Source organism: Pseudomonas sp. GW823-FHT04A03 (genome assembly GCF_058796615.1).
This window is the reverse complement of record NZ_JBXAIV010000004.1, coordinates 132168-150469: the sequence shown is the minus strand read 5'-3', so window position 1 is coordinate 150469 and position 18302 is coordinate 132168. Positions and strand designations below refer to the sequence as shown.

Genomic DNA, 18302 nt, shown 5'->3' with positions numbered 1-18302 from the left:
CACCCAGCGGTTTTCAAGGTTTTCGAGGAGTCAAAGTGAGTAACCGAGGTGAGCAGGCGCTGCTCAAACAATCGACCATCCTGATGTTGGCCGTGTCGGTCGCCGGGATCGCCACCGGTTTTGTTTCGGGTTCCCAGTCCATCCTGTTCGATGGCTTTTTTTCGCTGATTGCCACGTTCATCAAAGTCCTGATGCTGATCACCGCGAAGCTGATCGCCAAGCAAAGCAACCAGCGCTTCCAGTTCGGCTTCTGGCACCTGGAGCCGATGGTGCTGCTGATCGAGGGCAGTTTCCTGCTGCTGATCGCCATCTACGCGTTTCTCAATGGTGTGTTCGGCATCATCAACGGCGGTCGTGAGATCGAGCTGGGCCTGGTGATCATCTACGCAGCGGTGTTCACCGTTGTCGAGTTCGCCTACTTCTTCTACGTTCGCCACCGTAATCGCAAGCTCAAGTCGAGCCTGATCCAGTTCGACAACATCAGCTGGCTGGTGGACGCGATGCTGTCGGTGGGCCTGTTGATCAGTTTCCTCGCGGCGCTGCTGCTCAAGTCCCAGGGCTATGGCGAGTGGGCGAAGTTCGTCGACCCGCTGATCCTCATCGTGCTGGCCCTGACCATGCTGCCGCCGGCCTTCAAGATCCTCGGCCCGGCGCTGCGTGACGTGCTCGGCATTGCGCCGGACACGCTGGACGATCAGGTGCGCCAGGTGATGGATGCCGCGAAGGTCGAGCATGGTTTCGACGACTACGTGTCCTACGTGCAGAAGCACGGGCGGGCGCGATTCATCGAGATTCATGTGGTGTTGCCGGCGGATTACCGGCTGCAGAGCGTCGGTCAGCTGGATGTGCTGCGTGAGGAGATTTCCGCGAAGCTGGGCAAACCGGACGCGGCGCGCTGGCTGACCATCAGCTTCACTGGCGACAGGAAGTGGATTGCCTGACTTGGGCGAGCGCGCGGGCTCGCCACGACGTCAGCTCAGATAGTCGGCGAGGCCGCGATAGCAGGTCGCCAGGTGATACGGCGTGGTCGACGGCATGTCCTTGCGGCTGACCTCGCCCTGATCGTCACGGCATTCGTGCCAGCCGCCGGCATGCAGGAAGCGCTGTTGCAGCGCCTGCAACTGGCGCAGCACCGCGCTTTCACTGCCCGGACGCAAGGTCAAGGCACGCAGGTATTCGGCCTGGGCCCAGATGCGCTGGGTCGAATCCTTCCCGTGTCCTTGCGGATCAAGCATGGCCAGCACCGCACCGGTGTCGGTCTCGATGCCCTGCTGTTCGGTGAAGGCAAACGCACGATCCAGTGCCGCGTGCAGCTTCGACCCGCGCAGCAGCGGTGAGGACTCGAGCAGGAAATACCATTCGAACTGATGCCCCGGTTCAAACCAGTTATCCACAGACCCCAGCGGCTTTTCCATCAACACGCCGGCCTTCGGATCGACGAAACGCTTGTGCATGGCTGTGCATAACTCGCTCAGCGCCTGCTGCGTCTGGGGATCTTCGCGCACGGCCAACGTGGCCAGGAAGGCTTCGGCCAAGTGCATCAGCGGGTTTTGCAGCGGGCCGGTTTCCAGCGTGATCCAGTCGCGGTCGAGGCAGGCTTCGTAGAGGCCGTCGCCCGTTGCGAATCGTCGGCCGATAACTTCCAGCGCGGCGTTCAGGGTTGATTCCACCAACGGTTCGCGAGACTTGTCCCAATAGTGGGCGCAGGCGAACAGGATGAAGGCATGGGTGTAGAGATCCTTGCGCTGATCCAGCGGTTTGCCCTGCGGATCGATGCTGTAGAACCAGCCGCCGTGCTCGGCATCATGAAAGTGCCGTTGCAGGGAACGGAACAAAGCAGCCGCGCGGGCTTCGGCGTTATCCACAACCCCGATCAGGCTGGAAAACAGGTACAGCTGCCGTGCGCAGGCCATGGCCCGGTAGCGCTGCGGTGGCAGCGGCTGATGTGCGGCGTCCAGCGCCTCGTAAGGCAGCGCCATGTCGGCGTTCCAGCCCGGTCCTTGCCAGAGGGGCACGATCACGTTCAGAAAGTGCTGTTGCACTTCACCGAACAGGGCGGTCAGTTCAGGCAGGGAGGTGGAGCGGGAAGCGTGGGGCATGGGCGGACGTCGTCACGGCAGGGGCGATTGCGCGACATGGTAGCAGAGAGTGGCGATCGATCGTTCCCGCGCCATGCGCGGGAACGATCAGAGGTGCAGTTCAACCGGCCAGCAACCACGCGCCCGTCACCGCCGAAGCCGCTCCGGCCAGTCGAACCAGCGGCGCGGCAGCCTGAGGCAGAAAACGCACGATGGCATAACCCGCCGCATGCAGCGCAGCCGTTGCGACCACGAAACCGGCGGCATACGCCCAAGGGCTCGACATGTCCGGCAGCTCCAGGCCATGGGCCACGCCATGAAACAGCGCAAACAGCGCCGTTGCCGCCACCGCCATCACCAGTGGCGGACGCACCGCCAGCGCCACCGCCAGACCCAGCGCCAGCACCGAGGCGGCAATCCCGCTTTCCAGCGCCGGCAGCTCCAGCCCTTCAAAGCCGAGCAGGCCGCCGATCAGCATGGTGCCGACGAACGTACACGGCAGCGCCCAGCGCGCTGCGCCTTGCTGCTGCGCCGCCCACAGGCCGACGGCCACCATCGCCAGCAAATGGTCGAGGCCACCGATCGGGTGGCTGATGCCGGCCACCAGGCCAGAGTCGCCATGGCCGGGGTGGGCGAAGGCCAGTGCCGGGGTCAGCAGCAGCGCGACGGCGCCGAGAATGCGTTTGAGTGTCATGGAGAAGCTTCCTTGTTGATCAGTGAATCAGGCTGCGGTCAGCAGGCCCTGGCGTTCGATGAAGGCAATGATTTCTTCCAGGCCCTGACCGGTTTTCTGGTTGCTGAACACGAACGGCTTGCCGTTGCGCATGCGTTGGGTGTCGCTGTTCATCATCTCCAGCGAGGCGCCGACCAGCGGTGCGAGGTCGATCTTGTTGATCACCAGCAGGTCGGATTTGCAAATGCCGGGCCCGCCCTTGCGCGGCAGCTTGTCGCCGGCCGAAACGTCGATCACGTAGATGGTCAGGTCGGACAGTTCCGGGCTGAAGGTTGCTGACAGGTTGTCGCCACCGGACTCCACCAGAATCAAGTCCAGCCCCGGAAAACGCCGGTTCAGTTGATCCACCGCTTCGAGGTTGATCGAGGCGTCCTCGCGGATCGCCGTGTGCGGGCAGCCACCGGTTTCCACGCCGATGATGCGTTCCGGCGCCAGCGCTTCGTTGCGCACCAGAAAATCGGCGTCTTCGCGGGTGTAGATGTCGTTGGTGACCACGGCCAGGTTGTAGCGCTCGCGCAGGGCCAGGCACAGGGCAAGGGTCAATGCGGTCTTGCCGGAACCGACCGGGCCGCCAATGCCGACGCGCAGGGGTTGTGTGTTCATGTGATTCTCCAGATAAAAGGCCCTAGGAACGGAACAGGCGGCTGTACTGGCGCTCATGTGCCATGCACGCCAGGGACAGACCGAACGCGGCGCTGCCGAGGTGTTCGGGGTTGATTCGGGTGGCGTCCTGCTGCGCCTGTTGCAGCAGTGGCAGCAGTTCGCTGGTCAGGCGCTGGGCGGCTTGCTGGCCCAGCGGCAGGGTTTTCATCAATACGGCGAGCTGGTTTTCCAGCCAACTCCACAGCCACGCGGCGAGGGCGTCCTGCGGGCTGATCTGCCAGGCGCGCGCGGCCAGTGCCCAGCACAGGGCCAGGTGCGGTTCGGCGCAGTGTTCGAGAAAATCCCGCGCGGGCTGATCGAGCTCGGGCAGGCCGTTGAGCAATTGCTGCAACGAGTAGCCCATTTGCCGGCTCTCCGAATGCAGTTCGCGGGTTTCGCGGCTGGCGCGATGGCTTTCGCAGAGCTTGCGCAATTCATCCCAGTGTTCGTCCGCGGCGGCCTGGCAATGGGCAAGCAGCATGGGCGCCTCGAACCGCGCGAGGTTGAGCAGCAGTTGATCGCTGATCCAGCGGCGGGCGCTGTCCGGGCTGTTGACACGGCCGTTATCCACCGCCATTTCCAGGCCTTGGGAATAGCTGTAGCCGCCAATCGGCAATTGCGGACTGGCCAGGCGCAGCAGCGCCCAGGCCGGGTTCACAAACGGACGCCGAACTGGTGGAGTTTCGGCGCGTAGTTGAAGTCTTCGTCACCGTGTCGCGAATGATGATGGCCGCCACCGTAGGCGCCGTGTTCTGGCTGGAACGGCGCTTCGATCGATTCCACGGCGGCGCCGAGCTGTTCAAGCATCGCCTTGAGCACGTAGTCGTCGAGCAGCCGCAGCCAGCCGTCACCGACTTGCAGTGCGACGTGGCGATTGCCCAGGTGATAGGCCGCGCGGGTCAGTTCAAAGGCATTGGCGCAGGTGACGTGCAGCAGTTGTTCGGGACGGGCGCAGACCCGGACGATCCGGCCATCTTCGGCTTGCAGGCATTCGCCGTCATATAGCGGCGGTTGACCACGCTCCAGAAACAGTCCGACGTCTTCGCCTTCGGCACTGAAACAGCGCAGGCGGCTTTTGCTCCTGGCTTCGAAGGTCAGGTGCAACTCGGCGGCCCAGACGGGTTGGGGGTCGATTCTGCGATGAATCACCAGCATCAGAAAGCTTCCTGCTAAGAACAATGCTCAGGCTAGAGCAAGGGGCTTGCCAATCGGACGAAGCGTAGGAAAACCCTGTCGGAGACTAGTGGATGTTTCAAGATGTTGCAGGATTGTGGGGTGTTTTGGTGCATGAAGTTTTTTACATGCACCAAACAGGAGCCAGTGTGGGAGCGAGCTTGCTCGCGATGGCGTCCGCCCAGTCATATTGAGTTGACTGACACACCGCTATCGCGAGCAAGCTCGCTCCCACAAGGGATAGGGGCGGGAGAGGAACTACTCGGTACTGCCGAGCCCTTGCCAGTGCTTCAACCCGATAAAGATGAAGCGCAACTGCTGGGTGATCTTCGCCTGTGGCGTCAGATGCTCGGGCAGGGCTTCGGCGGGCGGGTCGATGATGTCCGGCAGGGTGGCGAACACCGATTTGACGATCAGGTCGGCCATCACGCTCAGGCCCTCGCGATTGAGGTGCTGGAGCTTGGGCATCAAGGCCAGATCCGCCGCCAGGTCGGAGCTGATGTCCTCACGCAAACGGCCAATGGCCTGACGCACCGGCAACGATCCGCCGTACTGCTCGCGGGCCAGAAACAGGAATTGCGAACGGTTGGCGCTGACCACGTCGAGGAAGATCCGCACAGACGCATCGATGATACCGCCCATGACGAATTCGTTGTGGCGTACCAGGCGGATGGTTTCGCGGAAGGTCTGGCCGACTTCGCTGACCAGTACCAGGCCGAGTTCGTCCATGTCGGCGAAATGCCGGTAGAAACCGGTGGGCACGATGCCGGCGGTTTTCGTCACTTCACGCAGGCTCAGGCTGCCGAATCCTCGGCCGCTTTCCATCAAGTGGCGGGCAGCGTCCATCAGGGCGTTGCGGGTCTGTTGTTTCTGTTCGGCGCGGGGCAGCATCGCAAGGGTGTGTTCTTAGGCAAGACAAGCGCCGCACTCTAGCAAATCGGCTTTGTCGGCGTCGAACGGCAGCGGGGGAGATGGAGCAGGGAAATCGCGACTTCTTTATACAGGCTGCTGAAAAGTCAAAAGCCCAATCCGGGGATTGGGCTTTTTTTCCAGGCCGCCATGGGCTTAGCTCAAAGCGCTGTTGCGTTCGATCACACGGTCACCACCACCTTCGGCCAGGGTTTGACCTTGTGGGGTTTTGTCATAGCCGTCAGCCGCCAGGGTTTGACCTTGTGGGGTACGGTCGCCGCCGTCAGAAGCCAGAGTCTGGCCTTGTGGGGTACGGTCGCCACCGTCAGATGCCAGGGTTTGACCTTGTGGAGTGCGATCCGAACCGTCTTGAACCAGACCTTTCTCTTCCAGACGATCACGGCCGCCTTCAGCTACGGTTTGGCCTTGTGGGGTTTTGTCATAGCCATCTTGAACCAGACCTTTTTCTTCCAGACGGTTACGACCGTTTTCAGCCAGGGTCTGGCCTTGTGGAGTGCGGTCCGAGCCATCAGCGGCAACAGTCTGGCTGAACACCGAGTGGCTGGATTTCACTTGCGGGGTAGCCTGTTCGGCAGCTGGCAGGGCGAAAGCGGTGCTGGCCAGCATCGAGAGGGTAAGACTGAACAGAAGTTGGCGTTTCATGATGGGTTGCTCCTTGGGAGGGCGATAAAGTGGGTACGAGGGCAATGCTACTCTCGATAAGTCGATATAAAAGTTCATAAACACAATGGTAATAATCAACAGAATTGATTGTTCGCTTGGGAGGCTCTAGCTCGGGCGTTTCAGGCGGGCGGTTTTGCACTGCGGTGGGTATTTTCCACCCACTCGCGCCCCGCAAAAGTGCGGGTCCGGTAACGCCAACTCGACCGATCGGTCAGAATGGCGACCGTTTTTTCCCCTCGATGGGGCTTTGGATTAAACCTGCGGGCTGTTTGTCAGTCACAGATTTCATGAGGGCCATCACGGCCCGTCGTTTCAGCTGCGTCGTGCCAATGGATGCAGTCGTCTTCAGGAGCTTTGTGCAATGACGCGCACGCGTAAAATCTTCGCCTGGACCTTCGCTACCCTCGTGCTGCTTCTGGCAGTGCTGGTGCTGATCATCGTGTTCTTCGACTGGAACCGGATCAAACCGCCGCTCAACGCCAAAGTCGCGGAAGAATTGCATCGACCGTTCGCCATCAACGGCAACCTGTCGGTGGTCTGGCGGCGTGAGCTCGACGAGGGCGGCTGGCGTGCCTGGGTGCCGTGGCCGCACGTGGTGGCCGAAGACCTGACGCTGGGCAATCCGGACTGGTCGAAACAGCCGCAGATGGTCACCCTCAAACGGGTCGAGCTGCGCATTTCGCCACTGGCCTTGCTGGCGCAACGGGTGACGATCCCTCGGATCGACCTGACCGAACCCAACGCACAATTGCAGCGTTTAGCCGATGGCCGGGCCAACTGGACCTTCAAGTTTGATCCCAAGGACCCAAACGCCGAGCCTTCGAACTGGGTGGTCGACATCGGCGCCATCGGCTTCGACAAAGGCCACGTCACCCTGGATGACCAGACCCTCAAGACCAACCTCGACCTGTTGATCGACCCGCTCGGCAAGCCGATTCCCTTCAGCGAAATCGTCGGCGACAAAGCCGCGAAAACCGCACAAGACAAGGGCGGCGCACCGCAGGATTATGCTTTCGCATTGAAAGTCACCGGCCAGTACCACGGCCAGAAACTCGCTGGCCAGGGCAAGATCGGCGGCCTGCTGGCCCTGCAGGATGCGGCCAAACCCTTCCCGTTGCAGGCCCAGGCGAAAATCGGCGACACCAGCATCGAACTCGCCGGCACGCTGACCGATCCGCTGAATCTCGGCGCCCTCGATCTGCGCTTGAAACTGGCGGGCGCCAGCCTCGGCAATCTGTATCCGCTGACCGGCGTGACCCTGCCGGACACCCCGCCTTATGCCACCGACGGCCATTTGATCGCCAAGCTGCATGAGCCGGGCGGCGCGCAGTTCCGCTATGAACAGTTCAACGGCAAGATCGGCAGCAGCGACATTCATGGCGATCTGGCCTACGTCGCCAGTCAGCCACGGCCCAAGCTGAGTGGCGCGCTGCTGTCCAATCAACTGCTGTTCGCCGACCTCGCGCCGCTGATTGGTGCCGACTCCAATGACAAGCAGAAGGCCCGTGGCGGCGAGAGCAAGCAGCCGGCGGACAAGGTGTTGCCGGTGGAAGAGTTCAAGACCGAGCGCTGGCGCGACATGGATGCTGACGTCGAATTCACCGGCAAACGCATCGTCCACAGCGAAGAGCTGCCGTTCACCGACCTCTATACCCACTTGAAACTCAACGACGGCGAACTGAGTCTGGAGCCGCTGCGCTTCGGCGTGGCCGGTGGCAACCTCGACGCGCAGATTCGCCTCAACGGTCGCACCGAACCGCTGGAAGGCCGGGCCAAATTGACCGCGCGCAAGTTCAAGCTCAAACAGCTGTTCCCGACCTTCGAACCGATGAAGACCAGTTTCGGCGAGCTCAACGGTGATGCCGATATCGCCGGTCGCGGCAACTCGGTGGCCAAACTGCTGGGCGGCGCCAACGGCAATCTGAAAATGCTGATCAACGACGGCGCGATCAGTCGCGAGTTGATGGAGCTGGCAGGGCTCAATGTCGGCAACTACGTGGTCGGCAAGATCTTTGGCGACAAGGAAGTGAAGATCAACTGCGCAGCGGCGGACTTCGACATCAAGACCGGCCTGGCGAGCACGCGGCTGTTTGTGTTCGACACCGAGAACGCAATCATCTACATCGACGGCACGGCGAACATGGCCACCGAGCAACTGGATCTGACGGTGACGCCGGAATCCAAGGGCTGGCGCCTGATCTCGCTGCGTTCGCCGCTGTACGTGCGTGGCAAGTTCATCAAGCCGGATGCCGGGGTGAAAGCGGTGCCGCTGATTCTGCGCGGGGCGGGGATGGTGGCGTTGGGCGTGATCGCTGCACCGGCGGCGGGACTGCTGGCGCTGGTGGCGCCGAGTGGTGGCGAGCCGAACCAGTGCGCGCCGTTGCTGGAGCAGATGAAGGCGGGTAAGGCGCCGGTGACTGTCAAACCCACCAAGTAATCGCTGCAACCCGATCGTCAGATCGTTCCCACGCTCCGCGTGGGAATGCATCCCGGGACGCTCCGCGTCCTAAGAGCGGACGCAGAGCGTCCATGGCGGCATTCCCACGCAGAGCGTGGGAACGATCAGTCAGCGGGGATTAGAGGTCTTTCAGGATATCGGCCATGTCATCCGCATGCTCTTCTTCCTGAGCCAGGATGTCTTCGAAGATCCGGCGGGTGGTCGGATCCTTTTCGCCGATGTACTGGATGATCTCGCGGTAGCTGTCGATGGCGATCCGCTCGGCCACCAGGTCTTCGTAGACCATTTCCTTCAAGGTGTTGCCGGCCACGTATTGCGCGTGGGACATCTTCGACAGCAGGTCAGGGTTGAACTCGGGTTCGCCGCCCAGTTGCACGATGCGCTCGGCGAGACGGTCGGCGTGTTCGGCTTCCTGAGTGGCGTGCTCGAGGAACTCGTCGGCGGCGACGTTGGCTTTCAGGCCGTTGGCCATGAAGTAGTGGCGCTTGTAGCGCAAGACGCAGACCAGTTCCGTGGCCAGCGACTCGTTGAGCAGGCGCAGCACTTCTTCACGGTTGGCGCTGTAGCTTTCGGTCACCGCGCCATTTTCCACGTGCTGGCGTGCGCGCTCGCGCAGGGTTTGAACATCAGACAAATGCAGGTCACTCATTTCAGTCTCCTGGAGGCTAATCCGATTGGCGTCACGTTCTGCTGACGTGATCGTTACCAGGTTGTGAGTGATGAACGCTGCAAAAAGTTTTGTCGGATTCAGCGCGGCACATGCCCGGAAAGCTGCGCCTCTTCGCGCAGCCAGGCAAAAAAGGCTTTCACCGGCGGATGGCGCTCGCGGCCCGGTACGCAAAGCGCGCTGTAACCGGCGCCGTCGACCTGCACTTCGCCCTTGTACGGCAACAGCAGACCGCTGGCGACGCTCTCCGAGACGAGGATGTTGCTCGCCAGCACCAGCCCCTGCCCGGCAATGGCCGCTTGCAGGGCGTAATGCTCTTCGTCGTATTCGCGGACGGCCGGGTGCTGATTCAACCAGTTCTCGCCTGAATGCGCGCACCACGCCTCCCAGCCGTGGGCGTACAGTTTCGAGTTGTGCCAGCGCACGCTGATCAGCGCCGGGGTACGACGGGCGGCCAGCGCCACCTGCTCCGGCGAGCCGTACACACCGAACGACTCATCGAACAGGCACAGCCCATAGAGGTTCGGGTAATCATCGAGGCTGTAGCGCAGCACCAGATCGACGCTGGCGTCCTGATGCAGGTCGATCACTTCGCAATGAGTGTCCAGCCGCACATTGATGTTCGGATGCTTCGCATAAAACCGCCCCAGTCGCGGCACCAGCCACAGCGCAGCAAACGCGGCGGTGGTCGACAGCGTCAGGCTGCTGCCACTGCGTTGCGGGCGCAGGGTGTCGACGCTTTGCGCCACCTCCAGAAAGGCGCCGTGCAGGCTGCGGAACAGCCGCTCCCCACCCTCGGTCAGGCGCACCTGACGCGGCAGGCGTTCGAACAGCGCCACGCCGAGCCAGTCCTCCAGCGAGCGGATCTGATGGGAAATCGCCGTTGGCGTCACCGCCAGTTCTTCGGCGGCCGCCTTGAAACTCAACAGGCGTGAGGCGGATTCGAACGCGCGCAGGGCGGTCAGGGGCAAGGCAGCGAACATGAAAACTCCACAGATGAAATCAATTCATCCCGACTGATTTTTGCTCATTTGAGGCGACGACTGAATGGCAGCAATCTGGCGCCACACAGTTACTCAAGTCTAGTCCCAAGGAGATTCAGATGAGCAAGATTCTTGCGATCCATGCCAGCCCACGCGGTGAACGCTCCCATTCGCGGCGTCTGGCGGAAAGTTTTCTCAGCGCCTGGCAAGTCCGTCATCCACAGGCTCAGGTTACCCGCCGTGAAGTCGGCCGGGCGTTGATTCCGGCAGTGAATGAAGCGTTTGTCGCAGCGGCGTTTTACCCGGAGCTCGAGGCTCGACCGCTGACAATGCAGGCGGATCTGGCGCTCAGCGATCAACTGGTGGGCGAGCTGTTCGATCACGACCTGCTGCTGATTTCCACGCCGATGTACAACTTCAACGTGCCCAGCGGCCTCAAGGCCTGGGTCGATCAGATCGTGCGGTTGGGCCTGACGTTCGACCATACCCTGGACAACGGCATTGCCCAGTACACGCCGCTGTTGCACGGCAAGAAGGCGCTGATCGTCACTAGTCGCGGAGGTTTCGGATTCGGCCCGGGTGGTGAGCTGGAGGCGTTGAACCACGCTGACCCATGGTTGCGCACCGCGCTGGGCTTCATCGGCATCAACGACGTCACGGTGGTCGCCGCCGAGGGCGAGGAATCCGCCGAGCGCACCTTCGCGGTGTCGGTGGCCGAGGCCGAGCAGCGCTTGCTCGACCTGGCCCGGGAGTTCTAAGTGGCCTGGCTGTTTCTGCTGATCGCCGCCGGGTTCGAGGTCACCTTCGCCATGGGCATGAAGTACGCCGAAGGTTTCACCCGGCTCTGGCCGTCGCTGATCACCGTGGTTGCGGCGGTGGGCGGGGTGTACTTCCTGACTCTGGCGATGCGCGAGTTGCCGGTGAGCACCGCCTATCCGATCTGGACCGCCATCGGCTCGCTCGGAACGGTGTTTCTCGGTTTCGTGCTGCTGGGCGAGAGCCTGACGCTGGTGAAGTTGTTGTCGGTGGGGCTGATTGTGGCGGGGGTGGTGGGGCTGAAGTAGGCTGGTCGTGGAGTTGTCATCATCGAGGAGGATGCTTGGCGGGCGTTTTGCACGCCCTGCATCCACTCACCGACCACAAGGATGTTTGCCCATGTCGCAAGATTCGGCCACACGTTATCCACTGGTGCTGGTGCCGGGAATGCTCGGTTTCATCCGTCTGGTGCTGTACCCGTACTGGTACGGGATCATCAAAGCGTTGCGCCGGGGTGGTGCGACGGTGATTGCGGTGCAGGTGTCGCCGCTCAATTCCACCGAAGTGCGCGGCGAGCAGTTGCTGGCGCGCATCGATGAAATCCTGCGCGAGACCGGTGCGGCCAAGGTCAATCTGTTCGGCCATAGCCAGGGGTCGCTGACGGCGCGTTATGCGGCGGCCAAGCGGCCGGATCTGGTGGCGTCGGTGACGTCGGTGGCCGGGCCCAATCACGGTTCGGAACTGGCTGACTATCTGGCGAAACACTATCCGGCGGACAGCGCCAAGGGCCGCATTCTGGAAGCGCTGTTACGCTTTGTCGGCTGGCTGATGGCGCTGCTGGAAACCGGCTACCACGGGCCGAAACTGCCGGTGGATATCCACGCCTCGCACCATTCCCTGACCACTGAAGGCGTGGCGCTGTTCAACCAGCGTTATCCACAGGGATTGCCGGAGATCTGGGGCGGGAATGGGCCGGAAGAGGTCAACGGGGTGCGTTATTACTCTTGGTCCGGCACGTTGCAGCCGGGTAAGACTGATCGCGGTGGCAACCTGTTTGACGGCACCAACCGCAGTTGCCGGTTGTTCGCCAAAACCTTCGTGCGTGAGCCGGGGCAGTGCGACGGCATGGTCGGACGCTACAGCTCGCACCTGGGCACGGTCATCGGCGATGACTACCCGATGGATCACTTCGATATCGTCAACCAGTCGCTGGGTCTGGTTGGCAAAGGCGCGGACCCGGTGCGGCTGTTCGTCGAGCATGCCGCGCGGTTGAAAGCCGCCGGGGTCTAGGCGGCGCTCGGGGTGCGGGAGCGACCGAGGACGGTGGTCCAGCGCTCGGAAAGAATCACCCCGCCCAGCGTCAGCAAGCCACCGACCAGGTGATACATCGCCAGTTGTTCCTTCAATACCACCGCTGCAATCAGCGCGGTGATCAACGGCAGCAGGTTGAAGAACAGCGTGGTCCGGCTCGGGCCCAGACGCTGCACGGCCTGCATCCACGCCAGTGGCGCGAGCATCGAGGCCAGCAGGCACGCGTACAGCACCAGCGGAATGTTCTGCAGGGTCAGGCCGGTCTTCGGCGACACGGCGTACAGCGGACACAGCACCACCACCGCCACCAGCACCTGCAAGTACAGCAACACCAATGGCGGCAGGCGCAGCTGCCATTTTTTCAGCAGGGTGCTGTAGATCGCGTAGGCGAGGGTGGCGATCAGCATCATCGCGTCACCCAGGTTCACGCCGTGTTGCAGCAACGCGCCGAGGCTGCCGGACGACACCACCACCAGCACACCGGCGAACGACAGCACCGCACCGACCAGCGCACCGGCGGTCAGGCGCTGGCCGAGGCTGATGATCGCCATGGCCAGCGACATCAACGGCATCAGCGACAGGATGATGCCCATGTTGGTGGCGCTGGTCATGGTCGCGGCGAAGTAGGCCAGGCTCTGATAGACCGCCATGCCGAGCACGCCGAGGATGAAAATCTTGCCCAGGTTCGGGCGGATCTGCGGCCAGTGCGCAATCACCTTTTTGAGCATGAACGGGGTGAACAGCAGGCCGGCGAGCAGCCAGCGGTAGAAGCCGATCTCGGCGGGGAAGATCGCGCCAACGGCCAGCTTGTTGATCACGGTGTTGCCGGCCCAGATAAAAATCGCCAGCAGGGGAAACGCGTATTGCATGGGAGGAGAAACCAGTACGTTGATGAACGGTGATTATCCCCTGTCTGGATGCAGGCCTATACTGCGAACCGGACAACCTACCTCTGATTCCGGACAGCATGAACAGTAAACACATCGATCTGCTGGATTTCAGCGAACTGCCGTCGGCGGTGTATTTCCGCTATGCCGACTTCAACGCCCATGAATACGCCGCGCCGCACCGCCATCCGTGGGGCACGCTGGAATACGCGGCCCACGGCGTGTTGCACATGGATGTCGACGGCAGTCGTTTCATGTCGCCGCCGCAATACGCGGTGTGGGTGCCGCCGCAGGTCGAGCACAGTTTCTACAGTCATCAGCCGGTCAACTATCGGGCGGTGTGCCTGGCGCCGGATGTCTGTTCCGACTTGCCGGCGCAGGCCTGCACCCTGGCGATCAGCGACATTCTCAAGGCGATCCTCAAGGACTTCGCCGCTCGCGATGTGAAGATCCCCGCGTTCGAAGCCGACCAGCGCCTGGCCCAGGTGCTGGTGGATCAATTGCGCCAGGCGCCGGTTCACCAATGCTATTTGCCCTACGCCAGCAGCCCCGGATTGCTGACCATCCTCGAAACCCTGCAGGCCGAGCCCGGCAACAATGAGCCGCTGGCGCACTGGGCGGCGCAGGTGCATGTCAGCGAGCGCACCCTGGCCCGGCAATTCGTGCGGGAGCTGGGGATGAGTTTCGGCGAGTGGCGTCAGCGGCTGCGTTATCTCGCGGCGATCGAGGCGCTGGAGTCTGCGCGCAGCGTGCAGGAAATCGCTTTCGATCTCGGTTACAGCAGCGGCTCGGCCTTCATCGCCATGTTCGCCCGGCAGGCCGGATGTACACCCGAACAATACCGGCGCAGCCATCTTGAAGGCAGGAAGGTGTAACAAGCTTTGACTACACTCAGCCGGAGGCCGCCTCCATCGAGGCGGCGCCAAGGAGAAAACTCCATGAAGATGCTGCGTGTCCCTTTGTTGATGATCGGTCTGCTGCTGTGCTCCCAGGGTTTCGCCGCCACGGCGCAACAGAACAAGATGACCACCTGCAACGCCGACGCCACGGCCAAGAGCCTCAAGGGCGACGAGCGCAAAGCCTTCATGAGCACCTGCCTCAAGGCAGCTCCGGCGGCCAACGACGCCAAGGCGCTGACCCCGCAGCAGGAAAAGATGAAAACCTGTAATGCCGATGCCAAGACCAAGGCGCTGACGGGTGATGCGCGCAAGACTTTTATGAGTGATTGTCTGAAGAAAAAATAAGATAGACAGATCGCAGCGAGCGGCAGGGCATCCGCTCGCTTCGGCGCCGGATCGCTGGCAGACTGCCAATCCTTTTACGCCGTTCGTTTTGAGGCTGTATGCCAACGTTTTCTGAGCGTCATGTAGTGTTCTGGGTCAGTTGCATCATCATTTTCGGCGGTCTGTTGCTGGTGTTGCCATTGCGTTTGCTGCCCAGTCTGCTGGCCGGCTTGCTGGTGTTCGAACTGGTCAACATGCTCACCCCGCAACTGCAACGGCTGATCGAAGGCCGACGTGCGCGCTGGCTGGCGGTGGCGCTGCTCGGCACGCTGGTGGTGAGTGTGCTGGCGCTGATCTTTGCCGGGGCCATCAGTTTCCTGCTGCACGAGGCGGAAAACCCCGGGGCTTCCCTCGATAAATTCATGGGCGTGGTCGACCGCGCGCGTGGGCAGCTGCCGCCGTTTCTCGACAGCTACCTGCCGGCCAGTGCCGCCGAGTTCCGTGTGGCCATCGGTGAATGGGCGAGCAAACACCTGTCCGACCTGCAACTGGTGGGCAAGGACGCGGCGCACATGTTCGTGACGCTGCTGATCGGCATGGTGCTGGGCGCGATCATCGCCTTGCAGCGCGTGCCGGATGTCACCAAGCGCAAACCCCTGGCGGCTGCGTTGTTCGACCGTCTGCACCTGCTGGTTCAGGCGTTTCGCAACATCGTCTTCGCGCAGATCAAGATTTCCCTGCTCAACACCTTCTTCACCGGGATTTTCCTGGCGGTGATCCTGCCGATGTTCGGGATCAAGCTGCCGCTGACCAAGACCCTGATCGTGCTGACCTTCCTGCTCGGTCTGCTGCCGGTGATCGGCAACCTGATGTCGAACACGCTGATCACCATCGTCGGCCTGTCGCTGTCGATCTGGGTGGCGATTGCGGCGCTGGGTTACCTGATCTTTATCCACAAGCTCGAATACTTCCTCAACGCACGCATCGTCGGTGGACAGATCAGTGCCAAGTCCTGGGAGTTGCTGCTGGCCATGCTGGTGTTCGAGGCCGCGTTCGGCCTGCCGGGAGTGGTGGCGGGGCCGATCTATTACGCGTATCTGAAGAGTGAGCTGAAGCTGGGCGGGATGGTTTAAAAGCCGCAATGATCGTTCCCACGCTCTGCGTGGGAATGCCGCCATGGACGCTCTGCGTCCGCTGTTGAGGCTGTGACGCGGAGCGTCACGGGATGCATTCCCACGCGGAGCGTGGGAACGATCAACTGGATCAGTCTACTGAGCCGTATCGTTTCATGGCTTCAATCGCCAGACCGCTACCAATGCTGCCAAAGATGTTCCCTTCCACATGCCGCGCGTTCGGCAGCATCGCCGAGACGCTGTTGCGCAGTGCCGGAATACCGCTCGAACCACCGGTGAAGAACACCGTATCGACCTGACCCACCGCCACGTTGGCGTCGGCCAGCAACTGGGTAACGCTGCCGCGCACGCGCTCGAGTTGCGACTCGATCGCCGACTCGAACAATGCCCGGGTCAGTTCCACGCTCAGGCCCGACTCGATGCGGTCCAGCGGCACATGGCGGCTGTCGTTGTGGGTCAGCTGGATCTTGGTTTCTTCCACTTCCATCGCCAGCCAGTGTCCGGCGCGCTGTTCGATCAGCTTGAACAGCCGGTCGATGCCGCCGGTGTCTTCGATGTCGTAACGCATGCTGCCCAGGGCCAGGGTCGATTTCTGCGAGTACACCGAGTTGATGGTGTGCCAGGTCGCCAGGTTCATGTGGTGGCTGGTCGGCATGAACGCACCGCTTTTCATGCGGCTGCCGTAACCGAACAGCGGCATCAGGCCCTGCAGGCTCAACTGTTTGTCGAAGTCGGTCCCGCCGATGTGCACGCCGCCGGTGGCGAGAATGTCATCGTGACGGTTATCCACACCGCGACGCTCGGGCGACAGGCGCACCAGCGAGAAGTCCGACGTACCACCGCCGATGTCGACGATCAGTACCAGCTCTTCCTTTTCGATGGTCGACTCGTAGTCGAAGGCCGCGGCAATCGGCTCGTACTGGAACGACACGTCCTTGAAGCCGAGCTTGCGCGCCACTTCCACCAGGGTGTCTTCGGCTTCCTGGTCGGCCAGCGGATCGTCGTCGACGAAGAACACCGGACGGCCCAGCACCACTTGCTCGAATTCACGACCAGCGGCGGCTTCGGCGCGGCTCTTGAGCTGACCGATGAACAGACCGAGCAAGTCCTTGAACGGCATCGCGGTGCCGAGGACGCTGGTGTCGTGCTTGATCAGCTTGGAACCGAGCAGGCTCTTGAGCGAGCGCATCAGCCGGCCTTCGTAGCCTTCCAGGTATTCGTGCAGCGCCAGGCGACCGTAAACCGGGCGGCGCTCCTCGATGTTGAAGAAGACCACCGACGGCAGGGTGATCTTGTCGTCTTCCAGCGCGATCATCGTTTCCACGCCGGGGCGCAGCCAGCCGACGGTGGAGTTGGACGTGCCGAAGTCGATGCCGCAGGCACGGGCTGGAGAGGCGTCTTTCATGGTCTTTCGGTTCCGGTCAAAAAAACGGCCGCGCAGTGTATGTCAGTGCGCGACAGATTCGAAGGCCGGTCATCTGCTATTTCGCGACTAAGCTTGCTTGAAACTCGCCGCTTTGCCCCAAACTTGCTGGCATGGGCCGGCAGACATACCGGCGGTCGCAAGAACCGCCGTCCACTGCCGATAAACTTCTGCTGCGCCACCCGGTCACAACCTTGAGATCGGTCAACCAGCCTTGCGCGAATCGGCGCATGCTGGCAACGGCGCGAAATCGATAACGGATGGTGATTCCTTCGATGGACTTCAAAGACTATTACAAGATACTCGGCGTGGAGCCGACGGCTGACGACAAGGCAATCAAGGCTGCCTATCGCAAGCTGGCGCGCAAATACCACCCCGATGTCAGCAAGGAAAAGGACGCCGAGGCCAAGTTCAAGGACGCCTCGGAAGCCTATGAAGCGTTGAAAAGCGCCGACAAACGCGCCGAATACGACGACCTGCGCCGTTACGGCCAGCACGGTCAGCCGTTCCAGGGCCCACCGGGCTGGCAGAGTCGTGGCGGTTTTGGCGGCGGCGGTGGCGACACCGGTGACTTCTCGGACTTCTTCAGTTCGATCTTCGGCAATCGCGGCCCCGGTTTCGGTGGCGGCGCCGGCCGGCAATCCCGCAGCGCCGGACGGCGAGGGCAAGACGTGGAACTGGAACTGCCGATCTTTCTGGAAGAGACGCTTTCGAACGAATCGAAAAAGATCAGCTTCCAGGTGCCGCAATACAACGGTTCGGGCCAGCACGTCAGTAACACCAGCAAGAGCCTGAACGTGAAGATCCCGGCGGGCGTGACCGACGGCGAGCGCATTCGCCTCAAGGGCCAGGGCGCACCGGGCATCGGTGGCGGCGCCAATGGCGATCTGTACCTGACCATCCGTTTCGCGCCGCACCCGAAATTCGACGTTGAAGGCGAAAACCTGATCATCACCTTGCCGCTCGCTCCCTGGGAGCTGGCGCTGGGCGCCGAAGTGGCCGTGCCGACCCTGACCGGCAAGATCAACCTCAAGGTCCCGGCCGGCAGCCAGAACGGCCAGCGCATGCGCGCCAAGGGCCATGGCTTGCAGAACAAGGCCGGCGAGCGCGGTTATCTGTTCGTCCAGCTGAAGGCCGTGATGCCGAAAGCCAACGGCGATGACGTCAAGGCGCTGTGGCAGGAACTGGCGAAGAAGGCCGCCTTCAATCCGCGAGAGAACTTCTGATACTGACGACGGAGTA

19 protein-coding genes and 1 pseudogene are annotated in these 18302 nt (G+C 62.0%); 9 read left to right on the top strand and 11 right to left on the bottom strand.

What is annotated here, in order from left to right; translation table 11 throughout:
• Window positions 1-35 precede the first annotated feature (35 nt).
• A complete protein-coding gene (locus AC1Q9F_RS13350) occupies window positions 36-941 on the top strand; it encodes a cation diffusion facilitator family transporter (protein ID WP_207984872.1) in 906 nt (301 codons plus the stop codon).
• 30 nt (window positions 942-971) lie between these two features.
• On the opposite strand, the gene AC1Q9F_RS13345 is transcribed toward AC1Q9F_RS13350, so the two are convergent.
• The 7 genes from AC1Q9F_RS13345 to AC1Q9F_RS13315 all read right to left on the bottom strand — a co-directional run bounded on the left by AC1Q9F_RS13345 (window position 972) and on the right by AC1Q9F_RS13315 (window position 6198).
• Window positions 972-2099 carry an AGE family epimerase/isomerase gene (locus AC1Q9F_RS13345; protein ID WP_492620131.1) on the bottom strand — a complete coding sequence of 376 codons (1128 nt, stop codon included), beginning with the start codon at window positions 2097-2099 and terminating at the stop codon, window positions 972-974.
• A gap of 100 nt (window positions 2100-2199) precedes the next feature.
• Window positions 2200-2772: a HupE/UreJ family protein gene (locus AC1Q9F_RS13340; protein ID WP_207984874.1), complete on the bottom strand. Its 573-nt coding sequence runs from the start codon at window positions 2770-2772 to the stop codon at window positions 2200-2202.
• 27 nt (window positions 2773-2799) lie between these two features.
• Complete coding sequence (gene ureG / locus AC1Q9F_RS13335) at window positions 2800-3414, bottom strand: urease accessory protein UreG (RefSeq protein WP_008001031.1); 615 nt, start codon at window positions 3412-3414, stop codon at window positions 2800-2802.
• Window positions 3415-3436: 22 nt separating this feature from the next.
• Complete coding sequence (locus tag AC1Q9F_RS13330) at window positions 3437-4111, bottom strand: urease accessory protein UreF (protein WP_207984875.1); 675 nt, start codon at window positions 4109-4111, stop codon at window positions 3437-3439.
• On the bottom strand, window positions 4108-4608 hold the full coding sequence (gene ureE / locus AC1Q9F_RS13325) for an urease accessory protein UreE (RefSeq protein WP_007950631.1): 501 nt from the start codon (window positions 4606-4608) through the stop codon (window positions 4108-4110). Before ureE ends, AC1Q9F_RS13330 begins: the two co-directional genes overlap by 4 nt.
• A 276-nt stretch (window positions 4609-4884) precedes the next feature.
• A complete protein-coding gene (locus AC1Q9F_RS13320; protein ID WP_007950628.1) occupies window positions 4885-5517 on the bottom strand; it encodes a TetR family transcriptional regulator in 633 nt (210 codons plus the stop codon).
• 174 nt (window positions 5518-5691) lie between these two features.
• The gene (locus tag AC1Q9F_RS13315; protein ID WP_127796770.1) at window positions 5692-6198 is read right to left on the bottom strand and encodes a hypothetical protein; all 507 of its coding nucleotides are present in this window, start codon (window positions 6196-6198) and stop codon (window positions 5692-5694) included.
• A 382-nt stretch (window positions 6199-6580) separates the two neighbouring features.
• Between AC1Q9F_RS13315 and AC1Q9F_RS13310 the strand changes: the two genes are divergently transcribed.
• On the top strand, window positions 6581-8656 hold the full coding sequence (locus AC1Q9F_RS13310) for an AsmA family protein (RefSeq protein WP_492620132.1): 2076 nt from the start codon (window positions 6581-6583) through the stop codon (window positions 8654-8656).
• 139 nt (window positions 8657-8795) lie between these two features.
• Here AC1Q9F_RS13310 and AC1Q9F_RS13305 read toward each other — a convergent pair whose 3' ends face one another.
• Together AC1Q9F_RS13305 and AC1Q9F_RS13300 are read right to left on the bottom strand one after the other, a co-directional pair.
• Complete coding sequence (locus AC1Q9F_RS13305; RefSeq protein WP_064379129.1) at window positions 8796-9326, bottom strand: ferritin-like domain-containing protein; 531 nt, start codon at window positions 9324-9326, stop codon at window positions 8796-8798.
• A gap of 31 nt (window positions 9327-9357) precedes the next feature.
• Window positions 9358-10327 (bottom strand): annotated as a pseudogene (locus tag AC1Q9F_RS13300) (LysR substrate-binding domain-containing protein).
• A 119-nt stretch (window positions 10328-10446) separates the two neighbouring features.
• Between AC1Q9F_RS13300 and AC1Q9F_RS13295 the strand changes: the two are divergent.
• The 3 genes from AC1Q9F_RS13295 (at window position 10447) to AC1Q9F_RS13285 (ending at window position 12373) form a co-directional block, all read left to right on the top strand.
• On the top strand, window positions 10447-11085 hold the full coding sequence (locus AC1Q9F_RS13295; protein WP_492620133.1) for an FMN-dependent NADH-azoreductase: 639 nt from the start codon (window positions 10447-10449) through the stop codon (window positions 11083-11085).
• Window positions 11086-11391, top strand: a complete 306-nt coding sequence (locus tag AC1Q9F_RS13290) for a DMT family transporter (protein ID WP_492620134.1) — start codon at window positions 11086-11088, stop codon at window positions 11389-11391. It abuts the gene before it with no gap.
• Window positions 11392-11482: 91 nt separating this feature from the next.
• Window positions 11483-12373, top strand: coding sequence for an alpha/beta fold hydrolase (locus AC1Q9F_RS13285; protein WP_492620135.1), 891 nt, complete (start codon window positions 11483-11485; stop codon window positions 12371-12373).
• On the opposite strand, the gene AC1Q9F_RS13280 is transcribed toward AC1Q9F_RS13285, so the two are convergent.
• Entirely contained in the window at window positions 12370-13263 is an 894-nt protein-coding gene (locus tag AC1Q9F_RS13280) for a DMT family transporter (protein WP_492620136.1), read from the bottom strand. The genes AC1Q9F_RS13285 and AC1Q9F_RS13280 overlap by 4 nt on opposite strands.
• Before the next feature lie 98 nt (window positions 13264-13361).
• Between AC1Q9F_RS13280 and AC1Q9F_RS13275 the strand changes: the two genes are divergently transcribed.
• The 3 genes from AC1Q9F_RS13275 (at window position 13362) to AC1Q9F_RS13265 (ending at window position 15637) form a co-directional block, all read left to right on the top strand.
• On the top strand, window positions 13362-14156 hold the full coding sequence (locus AC1Q9F_RS13275) for an AraC family transcriptional regulator (RefSeq protein WP_045121624.1): 795 nt from the start codon (window positions 13362-13364) through the stop codon (window positions 14154-14156).
• A 63-nt stretch (window positions 14157-14219) separates the two neighbouring features.
• Entirely contained in the window at window positions 14220-14525 is a 306-nt protein-coding gene (locus AC1Q9F_RS13270; RefSeq protein WP_064379136.1) for a PsiF family protein, read from the top strand.
• Window positions 14526-14623: 98 nt separating this feature from the next.
• The gene (locus tag AC1Q9F_RS13265) at window positions 14624-15637 is read left to right on the top strand and encodes an AI-2E family transporter (RefSeq protein ID WP_007950612.1); all 1014 of its coding nucleotides are present in this window, start codon (window positions 14624-14626) and stop codon (window positions 15635-15637) included.
• A gap of 130 nt (window positions 15638-15767) precedes the next feature.
• Here the strand turns inward: AC1Q9F_RS13265 and AC1Q9F_RS13260 are convergent, their stop codons facing one another.
• Window positions 15768-17042: an Hsp70 family protein gene (locus AC1Q9F_RS13260; RefSeq protein ID WP_492620137.1), complete on the bottom strand. Its 1275-nt coding sequence runs from the start codon at window positions 17040-17042 to the stop codon at window positions 15768-15770.
• A 293-nt stretch (window positions 17043-17335) separates the two neighbouring features.
• Here AC1Q9F_RS13260 and AC1Q9F_RS13255 point away from each other — a divergent pair, with 293 nt between their 5' ends.
• Window positions 17336-18286, top strand: coding sequence for a DnaJ C-terminal domain-containing protein (locus AC1Q9F_RS13255; RefSeq protein WP_007950610.1), 951 nt, complete (start codon window positions 17336-17338; stop codon window positions 18284-18286).
• Window positions 18287-18302 lie beyond the last annotated feature (16 nt).